The sequence below is a fragment of the uncultured Ruminobacter sp. genome, assembly GCA_902764345.1.
In the GTDB taxonomy this organism is placed as follows: Bacteria; Pseudomonadota; Gammaproteobacteria; order Enterobacterales; family Succinivibrionaceae; genus Ruminobacter.
Map to the genome: position 1 here is coordinate 48,445 of CACWVT010000010.1, position 15,679 is coordinate 64,123.

The 15,679-nt window shown below is 44.6% G+C and carries 8 protein-coding genes; 2 read left to right on the plus strand and 6 right to left on the minus strand.

Features of this window, described 5'->3' with window-relative positions:
• Positions 1-203: 203 nt before the first annotated feature.
• On the minus strand, positions 204-7,118 hold the full coding sequence (locus QZU58_RS03485) for a hypothetical protein (protein ID WP_294494926.1): 6,915 nt from the start codon (positions 7,116-7,118) through the stop codon (positions 204-206).
• Between the two features lie 377 nt (positions 7,119-7,495).
• Complete coding sequence (gene nth, locus QZU58_RS03490) at positions 7,496-8,140, minus strand: endonuclease III (protein ID WP_294494929.1); 645 nt, start codon at positions 8,138-8,140, stop codon at positions 7,496-7,498.
• Positions 8,141-8,418: 278 nt separating this feature from the next.
• Between nth and QZU58_RS03495 the strand changes: the two genes are divergently transcribed.
• Both QZU58_RS03495 and QZU58_RS03500 read left to right on the plus strand, forming a co-directional pair.
• Positions 8,419-9,789, plus strand: coding sequence for a Y-family DNA polymerase (locus QZU58_RS03495; protein ID WP_294494932.1), 1,371 nt, complete (start codon positions 8,419-8,421; stop codon positions 9,787-9,789).
• Between the two features lie 269 nt (positions 9,790-10,058).
• Positions 10,059-10,409: a hypothetical protein gene (locus tag QZU58_RS03500; protein ID WP_294462466.1), complete on the plus strand. Its 351-nt coding sequence runs from the start codon at positions 10,059-10,061 to the stop codon at positions 10,407-10,409.
• A gap of 159 nt (positions 10,410-10,568) precedes the next feature.
• Here QZU58_RS03500 and dapB read toward each other — a convergent pair whose 3' ends face one another.
• From dapB to QZU58_RS03520, 4 genes are all read right to left on the minus strand, one after another.
• Positions 10,569-11,381: a 4-hydroxy-tetrahydrodipicolinate reductase gene (gene dapB, locus QZU58_RS03505; protein ID WP_294494941.1), complete on the minus strand. Its 813-nt coding sequence runs from the start codon at positions 11,379-11,381 to the stop codon at positions 10,569-10,571.
• A gap of 253 nt (positions 11,382-11,634) precedes the next feature.
• Positions 11,635-12,243 (minus strand): FKBP-type peptidyl-prolyl cis-trans isomerase, encoded by a 609-nt coding sequence (locus QZU58_RS03510; RefSeq protein ID WP_294462468.1) that lies wholly within the window; start codon positions 12,241-12,243, stop codon positions 11,635-11,637.
• 458 nt (positions 12,244-12,701) lie between these two features.
• Positions 12,702-14,669, minus strand: a complete 1,968-nt coding sequence (locus tag QZU58_RS03515; RefSeq protein WP_294494935.1) for a SurA N-terminal domain-containing protein — start codon at positions 14,667-14,669, stop codon at positions 12,702-12,704.
• A 293-nt stretch (positions 14,670-14,962) separates the two neighbouring features.
• Positions 14,963-15,235, minus strand: coding sequence for an HU family DNA-binding protein (locus QZU58_RS03520; protein ID WP_294494938.1), 273 nt, complete (start codon positions 15,233-15,235; stop codon positions 14,963-14,965).
• Between the last annotated feature and the right edge of the window lie 444 nt (positions 15,236-15,679).

Below are 15,679 nucleotides of genomic sequence, written 5' to 3' on the forward strand. Positions count from 1 at the left end.
CACTTTTGAGCAGAATGTAAGCGGTACCACGCTAATCCGCGCCTATTTTAACAAAAAAATTGAACGATAGTGCCCTAAAAGCAGGCATAACAGCCTCAGTTATGATTTTTTGTACATTTTTTATACTTTTGTCTGCTAAAACGACAAAAAAAAGAGTGTCACTCAGAAAGCGACACTCAAATTGCTGGTTAATATATTCTTACTTACTTCTTGGTGATCATGCCGTCAGCCTTGGCTTCAGCTTCCTTTTTTTTGTCTCTTTCAGCCTTCAGACAGTCCTGGCATCTTGAGTAGATTTCAGAACCGTACAGCAGTTCATCACCTTCGGTTACAACGTAACTTCTGTTGCATTCATGACACTTGCTTATTGTCTTGGTATGCATGAACTTGGTCTTGCATGACTGACAGAACTTAGGACTGTCATCACCACCGACCTTGATGTCCCTGTAGCTTACCAGGAAGGTCTTACCACAGCATGAGCACTTTGCAAGACGGCCTCTCTGATTGAAGCAGTGGTGACAGAAACCGTCAGTTACGCTGGCATCAATCTTTGAAACAGCTGAACGGCAGAGCTTACATTCAACGCTGGTTGAAGAGTCTGCAGACGCTGCTCTTGAAGGAGAGAGCTCAAGTGCCATTGGAGCCACGGCAGGATTGGTAATCTCCACCAGGAACTTGTTCATAAGAACAAGCCAATCGTTCACGGTCTTACGGCGATCTGATTCATGGTAACCGGTAGACAGTGAGGAAATGAACGCTTCCTTGATGTACTGAGGCAGATAACTCCAGATGTAGAACGCTTCATCCTTTGGCGGAACCATCGGATCGAATACATTTTCAGGGAATCTGAAGGCAGTAAGCTTATCTACCGGAACACCCTGGAGATGACTGGTTACATATGGACTTCTGCCCAGGAAAAGAAGCTTGAACAGAGTATAGGCAACCACATATCTGTCGCTGATTTCGCCGGCCATGTTGGCTGAAAGCTCACTTGAAAGTTCAGGAGCTGTCACGGCATTCAGAACAGGCAGATAAGGATAATCACCGATCTGCATTCTTTCAAGGTTCAGGAAAGACACCTTCTTATGAGCATCAATCGCAATCGCATTAAGATCCTCAACACCGAGGAAGATGTTAAGTTCATGCAGCTTGGCAACCTTGTTAAGGTAATCCAGTGCCATCCTAACAAGATCAATGCGGTTGTAGCTGTGGAAGTAGTACTCTCTTGAATTGCACATTACCTGCAGAGAAGTGGTGTTTATCTTTCTCATTACGCAACCGACAATGTCACCGGAAGCGTTCTTGATAAGAGCGCGAGGCCACTCAATGCCTTCAATGTTAACCTGATTTTCCATCATGGTTTCAAGCTTTGCAATCATGGAAGCATTCAGAGAATTTCTTCCGAAGATCTTGATGATTGTGTCAGGATCCTTTTCATTGGCGTAAATTGCAAGGCTCTGACTCATGATAATTGGATTTGTCAGTTTAACTTCGGCACCGTTGATGAACACACTGTCGTTAAGCTTTGGAATCTCAACAATACCGAGACCGACGGTAACCTGATAAGGATTACCGGTTCTGGCGAACGGAGCCTGAGCGGAATTGTCCATTGATGAAACCACACTGCGATCCACTGAAACAGGCTTAACGTCAATTGATTCCTCAACTCTGGAAGCCTCAGTTCTTACGGCAGCAACCTCCTTGCCGGCACCGGCCTTCACTCCGTCCTGACTGCTGATGACAATATCAACTGTCTGGGACTGGGTTGAAGTCGCATCGGTTCTGGTCTGAGTCTGCTGAAGTGCAGCTTCAGGCTTTCTGTTTTCGAGTTCTCTGGTTCTTTCCTCGATCATCTGGTTAACGCGTGCGTAATCCTGAGTACTTCTTTCAGGATTGGTCTTCTGCATGCTTGATGACTTAGGCTTGTCACTGAACAGCGAACTGTCAAAGCCGCGAACGTCAGCAACCTTTCTGGCAGTCTGACCGGCAGAGTTTACGGCATTGCCGTATCTGCTCTTGCGCTTGTCATTGGCATTATAGAAGCTTGCGGAATCCAGATTTCTTCTGACTGAAACTTCGCTTCTCTGGCTTGCTTCATAGTTACGAAGCATTTCCTTGCGCTTTTCATTCATGTCGAAATCTTCAACCGGAGTTTCATCCTTGATCTTTGAAGACTTGCCGTATACGTAATCAGCGTTTTCGCCTTCAAGTTCAAACTCCTCGATTGCCTTAACGGTGTTAACGTCTCTGGCATAATCGGCAGCTTCCTTTTCCTGACGGGTCTTCTCAGCCTTAAGAGCTTCAACGAGACCGATATTGTTGATACGGTGACGTTCCTGAAGTTCTTCAGCCTTGTCGGAAGTGATGTTGAATCCGCCGGTAGTCTTGTCCAGCTTAAAGTTCTGGGTAACATGAGGAACCTTGATCTTGCCGAGTGCAATATCCTCCTCACGCTGCTTGGCTTCCTGAGCAAGACGGGCCTTTTCTTCTGCTTCCCTTTCCTTCTGGATCTTTTCAAGTTCCTTTCCGGTCAGGTTGAAGCCCGCAGCACTAGGCTTAAGCTGTAAAGCTGCAGGAGTCTTGTCCTCATCGCGGATAGCATCAGATTCGCCAAAGGAAGTATTTGATTTCACCTGATCAATTGATGAGAGCATTTCATTTACGATTGACTTACCCTTAGCGGCATACTCTTCCCTGGATGTCTTCACCGGATTCAGTTTCTTGATCAGATCCTGAGCATCGTTTCTGCCACTGTCGATGCTGGTAACATCGGCGCTTCTGCCTGCTGATTCAGCTTCGGACTTAACCTTTTCGGAAGCAAGCTCAACGGTCTTGGCAAATGACTTCTTGATCTCCTCGGTTCTCTCAGCCATTGAGGAAGCACTGCCTACCATTACGCTGTTTTCAGCTTTTGTCTTTTTGGCAAGAGCTGATACGGCATCCTTATATGAGGTAGATGAGCCGGCAGTAATGCTTTCCTCGGTTGAACTGATATCACCATCCGCCTTTTCAGCACGGTTACTGCTGTCGATAATGCTGTCAGCGATGTCAGAGACTCTGAATCTGTTGAAGTCGTTAACGATATTCATCTTGTCATCAACAGAAACATTCTTCAGAACATCACTAGCGGTAATTCCGTTGTCCTGAGTCTTAACACTCTGCGAAACCTTGGCACTGTCATGTATCTTAACCGCATCAGCAAGAGACACGGAGGCTCCGTTGCTGTCAAAATTGCTCTTTTGGAGACTTGGCTTTGCAGGAACGTCACTGCTTACTGCCGTGCCTGAGTCCAGAGCAATTCTGGTAGTTTCATGACTTAAGTTGAGAAGCTTCTTGTCATCAGAACTGATTGTATCAGCCTTCTTATCTTCAGTCTTTACAGGTGCCGCTTCGGTCTTCTTTTCTTCAGCCTTTGCAGGTGCTGCTTCGGTCTTCTTTTCTTCAGCCTTGGCAGGTGCTGCCTCAACCTTCTTTTCTTCTGTCTCTTCAGTCTTCTTCTTTACGGTAAACATGAAGTTTGAACCGCTGGAAACAAAACTGTGCTTAGCATGCTCGTCAGAATGAGCATCGGCGTGTTCTTCCGGTGCAGCTGAGTCATCATGCTTCTTCTTAAAGGAGAACTTATAGTTTGATCCGCTGGATACAAACTTTACGGTTTTAGCTTCATGATCTGATGAACCATGTTCGGCAGATGAATCCTTCTTGGTCTCAGGCTTCTTTGTAAAATTGAAGCCCAGCCCTGAGGACATGAATTTCACCTTCTTGTTATGTTCATCGTTATCGTTAAGAACATCAGTATCGCCAACTATGCCGGCAATTGACTCCTTAATACTCTTCTGAGACTTTATTGCATCTTCAACGGATTCACTGGCGCCGTCCGCAACTCCGATTACAGGATCGACACTCTTTAATTCTTCTGCCTTCTCGACTGCTTCAGTCTTAGATTCATCAGTCTTTTCGGTCAATGCTGCCTTAACTTCACCTGCTTTTTCGGCAATGGCGGTCTTAACTTCAGCTGCCTTATCTGCTACAGCGGTCTTAACCTCATCAACCTTAGCCTTGGCATCAGCAAGATTTTCGGCGGTATCTGCCTTAACAGCCTCAACCTTTTCGGTTACGGCAGTCTTAGCATCAGCGGCCTTATCTGCCACTGCAGTCTTAACTTCATCAACCTTAGCCTTGGCATCAGCGATCTTTTCGGCGGTATCTGCCTTAACAGCCTCAACCTTTTCGGTTACGGCAGTCTTAGCATCAGCGGCCTTATCTGCCACTGCAGTCTTAACCTCATCAACCTTAGCCCTGGCATCAGCGATCTTTTCGGCAGTCTCTGCCTTAACTGCTTCAACCTTTTCAGTTACGGCAGTCTTAGCTTCAGCGGCCTTATCTGCCACTGCAGTCTTAGCTTCATCAACCTTAGCCTTGGCATCAGCAAGCTTTTCGGCGGTCTCTGCCTTAACTGCTTCAACCTTTTCAGCTACGGCAGTCTTAGCTTCAGCGGCCTTATCTGCCACTGCAGTCTTAACCTCATCAACCTTAGCCTTTGCATCAGCGATCTTTTCGGCGGTCTCTGTCTTAACTGCTTCAACCTTTTCTGTTACGGCAGTCTTAGCTTCTGCAGCCTTATCTGCTACCGCAGTCTTAACCTCATCAACCTTAGCCTTTGCATCAGCAATCTTTTCGGCGGTCTCAGCCTTAACTGCTTCAACCTTTTCAGTTACGGCAGTCTTAGCTTCTGCGGCCTTATCTGCTACCGCAGTCTTAACCTCATCAACCTTAACCTTGGTATCAGCAAGCTTTTCGGCGGTCTCTGCCTTAACTGCCTCAACTTTTTCGGTTACGGCAGTCTTAGCTTCAGCAGCCTTATCTGCCACTGCAGTCTTAACTTCATCAACCTTGGCCTTGGCATCTGCAATCTTTTCGGCAACATCCGCCTTAACTGCTTCAGCCTTTTCAGTTACGGCTGTCTTAGCTTCATCAACCTTGGCCTGGGCATCAGCAATCTTTTCGGCAACATCTGCCTTAACTGCTTCAGTCTTTTCTGCTACCGCAGTCTTAACTTCGTCAGCCTCAGCCTTGACTTCAGCAGTTTTTTCTTCTTCAGCCTTATTCTTTTTACGACCAAAAAGTGAAAAACCGAAAAAACCTCTGTGCTTTTTTTCTTCCTTTTCAACAGGTTTTGCAGCAACTTTTTCAACGGTCTTTTCTTCAGGTTTTACTTCAGCCTTTTCGACGATCTTTTCTTCAGGCTTTACTTCAACCTTTTCAACGATCTTCTCTTCAGGTTTTACTTCAGCCTTTTCAACGATCTTCTCTTCAGGCAGTACTTCAACCTTTTCTTCAGGGTTTACTTCAACCTTTTCGACGATCTTTTCTTCAGGCTTTACTTCAACCTTTTCAGCGATCTTCTCTTCAGATTTTGCTTCAACCTTTGCCTCAGTCTTCACTTCCGGCTTGGATTCAACCTTTATGTCAGTTTTCACTTCTGCCTTCACTTCAGGCTTTTCTGGGCTGATTTCTTCTGACTTAACAACCTGTTCAGGTTTTGAATCAGAGAATACGGAGTCAAAAGACTCAACCTTTGTTCCTTCCTGAGGCACAATCTTTTCAACTGATACGGCATCAGCAACACTCTTAGCCGCGCCGACAACGGAAACCGTAGTCTTGACATGTTCAGCTTTCTTTTCCTGTGAAACAGGAGTCTCGATCTTCTTTTCGGCCTGAACCGGAGGCTGAACCCTGTCTGCTATGGAAGGCTTCTTTTCGTCACTCTTAACGAACTGAAGATTGTTGTTCTGATTAACCTGACGGATAACGCTGTCGTCAGTGGAGGCGACCTCCGGATTAATCGTGGAAGCTTTAACTGATGAAGTGGCTAAAGGAGCAACCACATCCTGAGACTTAGGCTGAACAACGGCCTTTGCAAAATCCTTGGATTTCGCAAACATCATTTCATTATTCTTCGTTGCGTCGGATTCAACAACGAGATCGGAAAAATCAGAGTTGTTTACCTTGATTATAGGATCGGCAACAGGCTTCTTTTCCTCTGCAGGCTTTGCCTTAGCGCTTTCAATCTGCTTCTTCTTTTCGTCTTCTTCAATGCTGGCTGCAGTACGCGCTTTGGAAAGTTCCGCGTACTTTGCAAAAGAATCCTCATTTGAGTTAAGGAAATCCTTCACCTTTGCAAAAAGGTTGTTTATGTCATTTTTCCAAGGGCTGGAAGGATAATCGGTGTTGGCATCTCCATCCTTAATCTTGAACGGACATACCCAGCGACCGGACAGGTCAGGATCGTTCATGTTGTAGAACTCACTGGCTCTGCTGTCATTAAAAGTCAGAACACCTACATTCTTTTCCGTTCTGAATTTTCTGACTGTGGCGCTGTCATCCCTACCTTCAAGTTGCGGATTGAACGTAATCGCACCAAACTCTCTGTCGAGTCGGCTGTAGCTGGAATCGGCAAAATGACTTATCTTGGCTTCATTATAGAATTTATCAAGATCTGTCTTGCATATATAGAACTTGTACTTAAAACTCGGATTATTGAACAGATTCAGGTCATCAAGGAAGAATGAGGTATTCTCAAAAAACAGTGATGACATGTCGATGATAATCGAATTCATCTTAGCGGCTTCGGCAGGTGAATTACCGAGACTGGCATACTTGTTTCTGATGCCCTTGAAATAATCCAGAGAAGCTTCAAGGTTGATACACTTTATAAACAGATTGTTACTGTCAAATGTATCCTCATTATTCTTGATACCGGTAGCCTGATCGTAGTCCTGAGTGATAAACAGCGTATTGCCGTCAGAATGATGACTGCTTATAAGATCGCCGACTGAGGCACAGTCCACGATGCTCAGACGACCGCTTCTCTGCAGAATATCAAGGTTATTCTTCAGGTTCTTCTCATTTGCCAGTACTTTACGGACATGCTTAATGTAATCACAGTTAACATTTAACTTCTGATTATATTTACGCAGGGTCGGAACCACCAGATCAACGAACGGATTAAAATCCTCGGGACTCTTAAAGCATTCTTGATCTATATATATGATAAAGTCTCTTACAAGCGAGCTAATTATCTTCTGTTCATTATTTTTTTTGTCTGTATCGTTCATAGATCGCCTTTCCAAAAATACAAACCAGCCATTGTCAGTAATATCGGAGTCACGCAGAGGTCTTATATGCAGCCAAGATGTTGATGAATGATTCCCCATGACTGCCTACCAGAAGAAATCCGGCATATCCCGCACGGCAGTTCCTCTGACTTACTTATTACATCGATAGATAAAATCAACGCATCAGAGATATTTTAAATGTTTATCCGCAATAAAGGCATTCAAAAATCCCAAAAAAAACTGAATGACAACATTTGAACGCAACAGCTGTCCAAATGTTAATCATACGTAACTCTCCTATCTTTATAATAATTACATAAAATGCAAAATTAAAAAACTTACTGGATCACTAAATCAAAAAAAGATGTTGATTTTACTTACTTTGAGGCCATTGAAGCCGTCTTAAAAAAGTGACAGAGAGAGCTTACGGGACAGATGTCGCATTTAGGCTTTCTGGCAGTGCAGACGTACCGTCCGTGAAGTATGAGATGGTGATGGGCATTTTTGAGGAAACGGGACGGGATGCGGCGTGCCAGAACATCGCTCATAAGGTCAGGAGTATTTGCATGGCTAAGTCCTATACGGTCAGCAACCCTGAATATATGAGTATCCACCGCAATGGTATTCATGCCGAAAGCCACATTCATCACCACTCTGGCAGTTTTGATTCCGACACCGGGAAGAGACGTAAGTTCCGACTCGGTCATCGGAACTTCTCCTCCGAAATCGGAAACGAGCTTCCGTGCCAGTCCGGAAAGATAACGGGCCTTAGCCCTGTAAAGCCCTATCGAGGATATTATGCGTTCTATCTCTTCTACGGGAAGTTTGGACATAGCCTCTGAATCCGGAGCAAGTCTGAACAGCTCCGGCGTAACCCTGTTAACCGAAGCATCGGTAGCCTGAGCGGAAAGAACCACCGCACAGAGCAGCTCGAATGCGTTACGGTACTTAAGCTCCGATTTCGGACTGTCATTTATGGATTCGAATATTTCAAAAAGTTCCGTTATCTGTGCCCTGTTCATGGCGCAATCCTCAGGTAATGTCTTTGTTTTTTCATTATAAACCGTTTCGAACAAACCGGGGCTTTCTCATGAATTTATTCACTGTAATCAATTAATATAAATTATAGTCGCTATTTTACATTCATTCCTATTAACGTGTATAATTGAGGTATAATAATCTTATTGGGAAAGATTGATTTCAGACCGCACCGATAATGGCAAACTCATTAAAACCTGCGGCAATCCCTCTCAGAATGTCATAAAGTTTTCACCTGCGGAATAATCCTGTCGACAGTCACATGAGCATAATCAGATACACGGATCCGGACAAAGCCACACCGGAAGACATTTCAAGACTCAGGGCCTATGAAATGAATACCTCCAGGCGTTATTTTGCCCTTGCGGACTGTAACAATTTCTTTGTATCGTGCGAAAGACTGTTCCGACCGGATCTGAAAAACAGGCCCGTAATTGTTCTCTCGAACAACGACGGATGCGTAATATCCAGATCAAATGAAGCGAAGCAGATCGGAATCCCCATGGGCATTCCGCTGTTCAAGATTAAACATCTTGTCAGCCGATACGGCATTGCCGTATTCAGCTCTAATTTCAGTCTTTATCTTGACATGTCCAACAGAGTTTTTTCCAAGCTGTGCGAATACGCCGTAAACATTGAAAGATACAGTATAGATGAATCGTTCATGGATCTTACGGGGCTTGGAATAACAATAAACAGACACGATTACTGTCTGGACATCAGACATGCCGTCACCCATGATGTGGGTATTCCCGTATGCGTGGGAGGAGCATCCACCAAGACTCTCGCAAAAATTGCAAATCACTGTGCCAAAAAAGGAATTCTGCCCGGCGGAGTCATGACCATAGACACCGACGACGAGAGACTTTTTGCCCTTAAACAGACACCTCTTGATGACATATGGGGAATCGGCCGTGCTCTTAATGAAAAATTCAGCAGAGACTACGGAATCAGAACCGCATACGACCTTTCCCTCATGGATCCCGAAAAGGTAAAAAAAAGATTCAGCATAACTGTCGCCAACATAATCAGGGAACTTAACGGCATCTCATGCATAACCCTTGAGGACGAACCGCGACCAAAAAAGCAGATTATGTGGAGCAGAACCTTCGGACATCACATCGTTGATCTGTCAGAGCTTCGGCAGATTGTTGCCGACTTTATCGCAAGAGCAGCGGAAAAGCTCAGGGAGGATGGTCAGTATGCCGGACTTATCAGCATCTTTATCCAGACTAACCTTGCCTCAAGGGTTGACCGCAGATACGCCAAACAGGCTACTGCCCGCCTCAGCGTAAAAACCTGCGACACCACCGAGCTTATGAGCGCAGGTCTGAAAGTTCTGGAAAAAATCTTCATCCCGGGCTATCTCTACTACAAGGCGGGAGTCATTCTTGAGGATCTTTCCCCTCTGAGGGAATCACAGTCAGACATGTTCGATACCCCCTGCGAATCAGAGGAACTGCGGCAGAAAAGAGAAAAGCTTCAGCATGCCGTGGACAGTCTTAACCGGAAACAGCACAACACGGTATTTCTGGCCGCTCAGGGAATATATGCTCACGGACAGGTCTCAAAGCAGGAACGTCGCTCCCCTTCATACACCACAAGCTGGAAGGATCTCCCGAAGGTAAAGTAATTCCTAACGGCAATCCGCTAACGACAATCAATGCCGCCATTCAGTGATTTCCGCTTCTGTCTGCCATGAAATCCTGAATATTCAACCTGCATCAGATATGTTTAACCGTCGCAATGCAATATCTGACATATTTTTGTGTTTTTATGTATCCATCTTATAAAGATGCAATGAATTAATATTGTACAGGTTATTTACTATAGTGTATACTTTTGATACCATATAAAAATCAGATCAACACATTTAAAATTTCTATCAACATCAAAATTAATATGACAGGAAAAAAGACCAGCATTACCGTCCGCGGAAAAACTTTTGAATCCGTATCTGCGATGTGCAGACACTACGGAATCGGAAGATCCAGATGGAACAACGTTATCAAAAGAGCCGAAAGCCCTGAGAAAGCTTTAGACTTATGCCTATCATACGAATCTGACAGCATGAAGAAAGTAAGCATAAACGGTATGACGTTCAGCTCCATCATCGAAGCTTCCGAATACTTTGGGCTGAACCCTACAAGTGTCTACACCAAAATCAGCAGACATAAAATCTCTGCTGAAGAGGCCATATCATCACTCATCAGCCGCAGAAACTCCGACAGCAAAGACGAAGTCTCCGAATGACGGTGAGTTAACCATTACCAGGATTCTCTTCCGGGCTGAAACAGTTATTGTTTCAGCATCATGCTGAATGAAGAGATGCAAAGACAAACAAAAAGGAGAAACGGCATTACTGCCGTTTCTCCTTAAGATTCTAAGCGCACGCGAACGTGCGGCTTTAAATTACTTCAGATTAAGAACGTCCTGCATGTTGAAAAGACCGGTAGTTCTGTCACTGAGCCACTGAGCTGCCCTTACGGCACCATTAGCAAAAGTCATGCGACTTGAAGCCTTGTGGGAAATCTCCACGCGTTCACCGATATCTGCAAACATTACGGTATGTTCGCCGACAATATCACCGGCACGGATGGTTGAGAAGCCGATGGTACCCGGCTTTCTTTCTCCGATAATGCCGTTGCGTTCCTTCACGGCAATATCATTAAGGTTCTTGCCGAGAGCTGATGCAACAGCCTCACCCATGCTGAGTGCGGTTCCTGACGGAGCATCAACCTTATGTCTGTGGTGAGCTTCAACAACTTCGATGTCAGAATAATCACCCATAACCTTTGCAGCCATTTCAAGAAGCTTGAACACAAGATTTACGCCCACGCTGAAATTTGACGCGAACACAACAGCAGTCTTTTCAGCGAATGCGGCAATCTGCTTCTTCTGCTCATCGGTAAAACCGGTAGTACCCAGAACAACCTTAGCACCGCGTGAAACGCATTCCGCAAGATTATCGAGAGATGACTGAGGACGGGTAAAATCAATCAGAACGTCGAATGTTGCGGCATCCTTAAGAGACGCAACGACGGATACACCCAATTTGCCTACGCCGGCAATCTCTCCGGCATCAGCACCGATAACTGAAGACTCAGGATGTTCGGTAGCGGCTACAAGTTCACACTTTTCACCGGCTGCAAACACTGACTGAACCAGGCAACGTCCCATTCTGCCGTTTACACCGGCAACGGCAATACGTAACTTACTCATAATTTGACTCCAACTGACACTCCCGTGACAGGGCACGGGATTCCTGCTCAGACCTTAGAAGCCCGGTAGACCGAGCCTTATAAAGAAACCTGAAAACACTGGCGTCTCAGATCATCCATGCAGGCATAAATTTCCGTATGTCCTACGGTATCTTATACTAAAGGCGGGAATCCCGATGCGCTTTGCATTGCACCATAGGACTTCCCGCCACCCCGGATTATGTAAGCCTGACGACTCACTACCGCATGCTTAACGCTTACTTAACGATATCGAGAAGTTCCACTTCAAATACGAGAACGCTGCATGGAGGAATTGAACCGGCTCCGTTTTCACCGTAAGCAAGTTCGTAAGGAATGGTTAAACGGTACTTTGAACCAACCTTCATTAACTGAAGACCTTCAACCCAGCCCTTGATAACCTGGTTTACGCCGAACTGTGCAGGTTCACCTCTTAATACTGATGAATCAAATACGGTACCGTCAATGAGAGTGCCGTGGTAATGAACCTTAACCACGTTGTTTTCATTTGGAACTGCACCATTACCTTCGGAAAGAACCTCATACTGAAGACCTGAAGGAGTTACTACAACAGATTCCTTCTTGGCATTTTCAGCGAGGTATTCAGCGCCCTTCTTCTTGGCAACTTCAGCAAGAGCGGCCTGTTCCTTTGCAAGCTTCTCATTTAATTCCTTGAAAGCATCCATGAGATCCTGCTGGCTGAGCTGTAACTTACCAGAAAGAGAATCCTTAACACCTTCAATCACTGCATCAACGTTGAATGCAGGGAACATGCTGTGCTTTAACTGATCGCCAACCTGAGTACCGATACCGTAACAAACCTTATCTTCAGTAGTCTTGAATTCCATTAAAATAAATCCTTATCTTTGATTTCCGGGCCGGATGAATTTCCAGCCGCCATAATTGAAAACCGGATAACACGTCAACATTCAGCCGTGCTCCCAGCCGGAGCCGCACAACAGCTCTACGTTAACTGACACCTGCAATTATTACCGTTGTGCCTGTGAACGTCTCCTACAGTCTGCAACCGAACGACACCGACAAACGGCATCATGACAGACAGAGCAGATACAGCCTGAACCGCCACGTGTAAGAAACTTTCGTCATGTTACAACAGCACATATGTTTAGTCAACCTATTGACGCTAAAAACACGCAGGGACAGGACCTTGAGGCATCGCTTAGCGGCGGGGTTAAGAATGCTTCCGCTCGTGATTCATCACAGCAAAAAAAATCACCGTTCCGCATTAACGTGGAACGGTGATTCATTATAAGCGGGGAGCCGGACTCCTGCTTACCCTCTGTAATTATTCTCCCTTATCAGAAGAGGTCTTCAGATATTTCTTTGTACGGTTATACTCGATCTTGGCATCTGCACGTGCAGAATCGATAAGTACAAAGTTATCCGCTCTGGACTTCATTACGGAGATCTGCTGAGTAAGGAAGTCATCACGTGATGCATCCTGTTCAGTCTTCTGTTCAACTGAATCGAGAATCAGTACATACACATCACCGTTCTTAGCGGTATATCTGCCGAAATTGATATTACCCTTTTCAGCATGAGCCAGTTCAAATACGTTCTTTGAAACTTCCTCGTCAACCTTGTTGTCTAGACGGGAGATTGTTCTTGGGCTGTCAATGGTAATCATTCCGGAAGCAGCTTCCTTCTCGAGAGACTCACCCTTTGAAAGTGAAGCAAGAAGTCCGTTTACGTATTCGTCAACCTTTGACTTTGATGCCTCAGCACTGATGTCAGCCCTAATCTCATCCTTGACATCCTCAAGCTTCTTAGGAGTTTTTGGTACATAATCTTCGATATGAACAACCACGAAGGCATTCTGACCGAGTTCAATAACATCAGAATTTACGCCTGTTTCACGGAGTTCAGGATCAAAGATCTTATCCATTACAGACTTTTCGCTGAATGGGAACGGAAGATCCTTAGCGTCTGAAGCGATGTAGTCATGAACCTGAACCTTTACGGTTTCAGAAGGATGCTCCTTGTCTGAAGCGTTTGCATCCTTAGCGGCAAGATCCAGAGAATCAGGATTTTCAAATGAAATGTCTGAAACAATCTGGCGCTTGTCGAGGAACACTTCCTGACTCTGCTGCTTAACGTATCTTCTGATTACGTCATCCTTTGATTCACTGAAAGTCTTTGAGGTAGAAGGAATGATGGTGTTGAGCTTAATGATGTGCACACCGAAATCAGACTGTACCGGATCACTCACGTCACCCGGCTTAACGAGAGCGAAGGAAGCGCTGGCAATATTCTTATCCTGATTACCTAAAGCGAATGCAGGAAGCTTACCGCCGTTCTGTGCTGAAGAAGGATCCTGAGAATACTGCTTGGCAAGCGCGGCAAAGTCTGCACCGGCATCCAGCTTAGCCTTTACTTCCTTTGCCTTTTCCATTGCATCGTCACCGGTTAAAAGGATGTGGGAAATTTCACGCTTTTCAGGAACGGTGTAGATTTCTGAATGGAGATTATAGTAGTTAAGCAGATCATCATCAGTGTAATGCACGTCTGACTTAACATCTTCTGATGTAAGGTAGATGTATGAGAACTTTACCTTATCAGCCTGCAGATAGTTATTCTTGTTGGCTTCGTAGTAATCAGCGATTTCCTTATCTGAAACCGTAACATTTTCGGTAAACTTGGCCTTGTTTACGTTTACCATGGTATAGGTGCGGTTTTCAGTAAGGAGCTCAGCAAGATGGCTTACTTCCCCCGGTAAGGCAAACTCACCGTCAATAACCGGCTTTAAGAAGGTTTCTTTTGCCAGATCGTTTCTTAAGGCTTCACCGTATACGTCAGGGCTCTGGAATCCTGCCATGGCAAGAACCTTTTCGTACTGTTCCTGATTAAACTTACCGTCAACCATAAATTCAGGCATGCTCTTAATCTTAGCCTTAACAATGGCAGCCGGAATTTCAATACCGTCCCTGGCGATAAGCTGGGTAAGAACCTCATCGTTAATCATCTTTTCAAGGATGGTTGCCTTGAACTTGTTATTGAAGTTCTCATCTGCAGCCATCTGCTGTTCGAAGAACTGCTTACCGAACTGTCTTTCAAGCTTGTTCTTTTCAAGGCGAACCTGATTTTCAAGCTCATATTCAGGGATTTTAACCTTGTTAACCTTTACAGGCTCTTCATTACGATCTGGAATTAAATAAGAGCCGACACCGGCAACGGCGAAGGAAACAATGATAATGCCGAACAGTATTTTGGCTGCCGGACCGGTTGCACCTTCGCGGAGTTTATCAGTAAACATGTATTCTTTACTCCGAAATATACACTATGCAATCAAAAAAAATTACAAACTAAAAAGTTAAAAAATTGTGATTATTATAAATGAAAATGTTTTAATAATCTCACTATTATTATTTCATTTTTATTATTTATCACGGTTAGAAATGAAGACTGTACAAAAAATAACAGATTTACGATATAGGGACACACTGGCATTCTGTCGTTTTTTTAAACACTCTGCATTTTCAGCTGTCCATAAATGAAAAGCACACATAAATGTGTGCTTTCTTGTAATGGATTAGCCGACTCCGCAGCTTACTTTAAAGCATCCTTTAAAGCCTTGCCTGGACGGAACTTAGGTACCTTGCGGGCGTCAATCTTAACGACTTCACCGGTTCTTGGGTTACGGCCTTCACGGCTCTTACGTTCGCTGGCTTCAAAAGTACCAAAACCAACAAGGGTAATGGTCTCATCGTTGCCAAGAGTTTCAGTTACTACAGATTCGAATGCCTTAAGAGCTTCATCAGCCTTCTTCTTGGTAATGTTTGCTCTTTCAGCAATCTTCTCAACTAGCTGGGTCTTATTCATCTTTGCCCTCTTTTCACGTTATTGTTTTAGACTTTCCTCTCAGCGTCAGCACAAAGGCTACGCTAAACGTTTATAATTATCAGTGGATAAGCCATGTTGGGCAACGTGCAATAAACAAAATTAAGTTATTGATCACTAAATTCAAGCCTATTTGACTTTTTTTTCACAATTATGGCGCCTTAAAACGGCTCAATGCATGCGTTTAAGGCATTTCCGCCCTGCTGCATTTCAATTTATGACATCTTCAGAAAAACAGATTTTCACACGCAGAAACTGCCGAAAATTCTCCTAAAGGGTATCAGCGAGAACCGATTTCGTAACCGATCCGCTCCGGGTACCGCTCCGTCCTAAACTCCGCACGCCCTAGTTTATAACTAGGGCGAATCTCATCATAAAACCATTAAATATCACATTTATTCCCATGTTTTTAAAAAATTCTCTTTA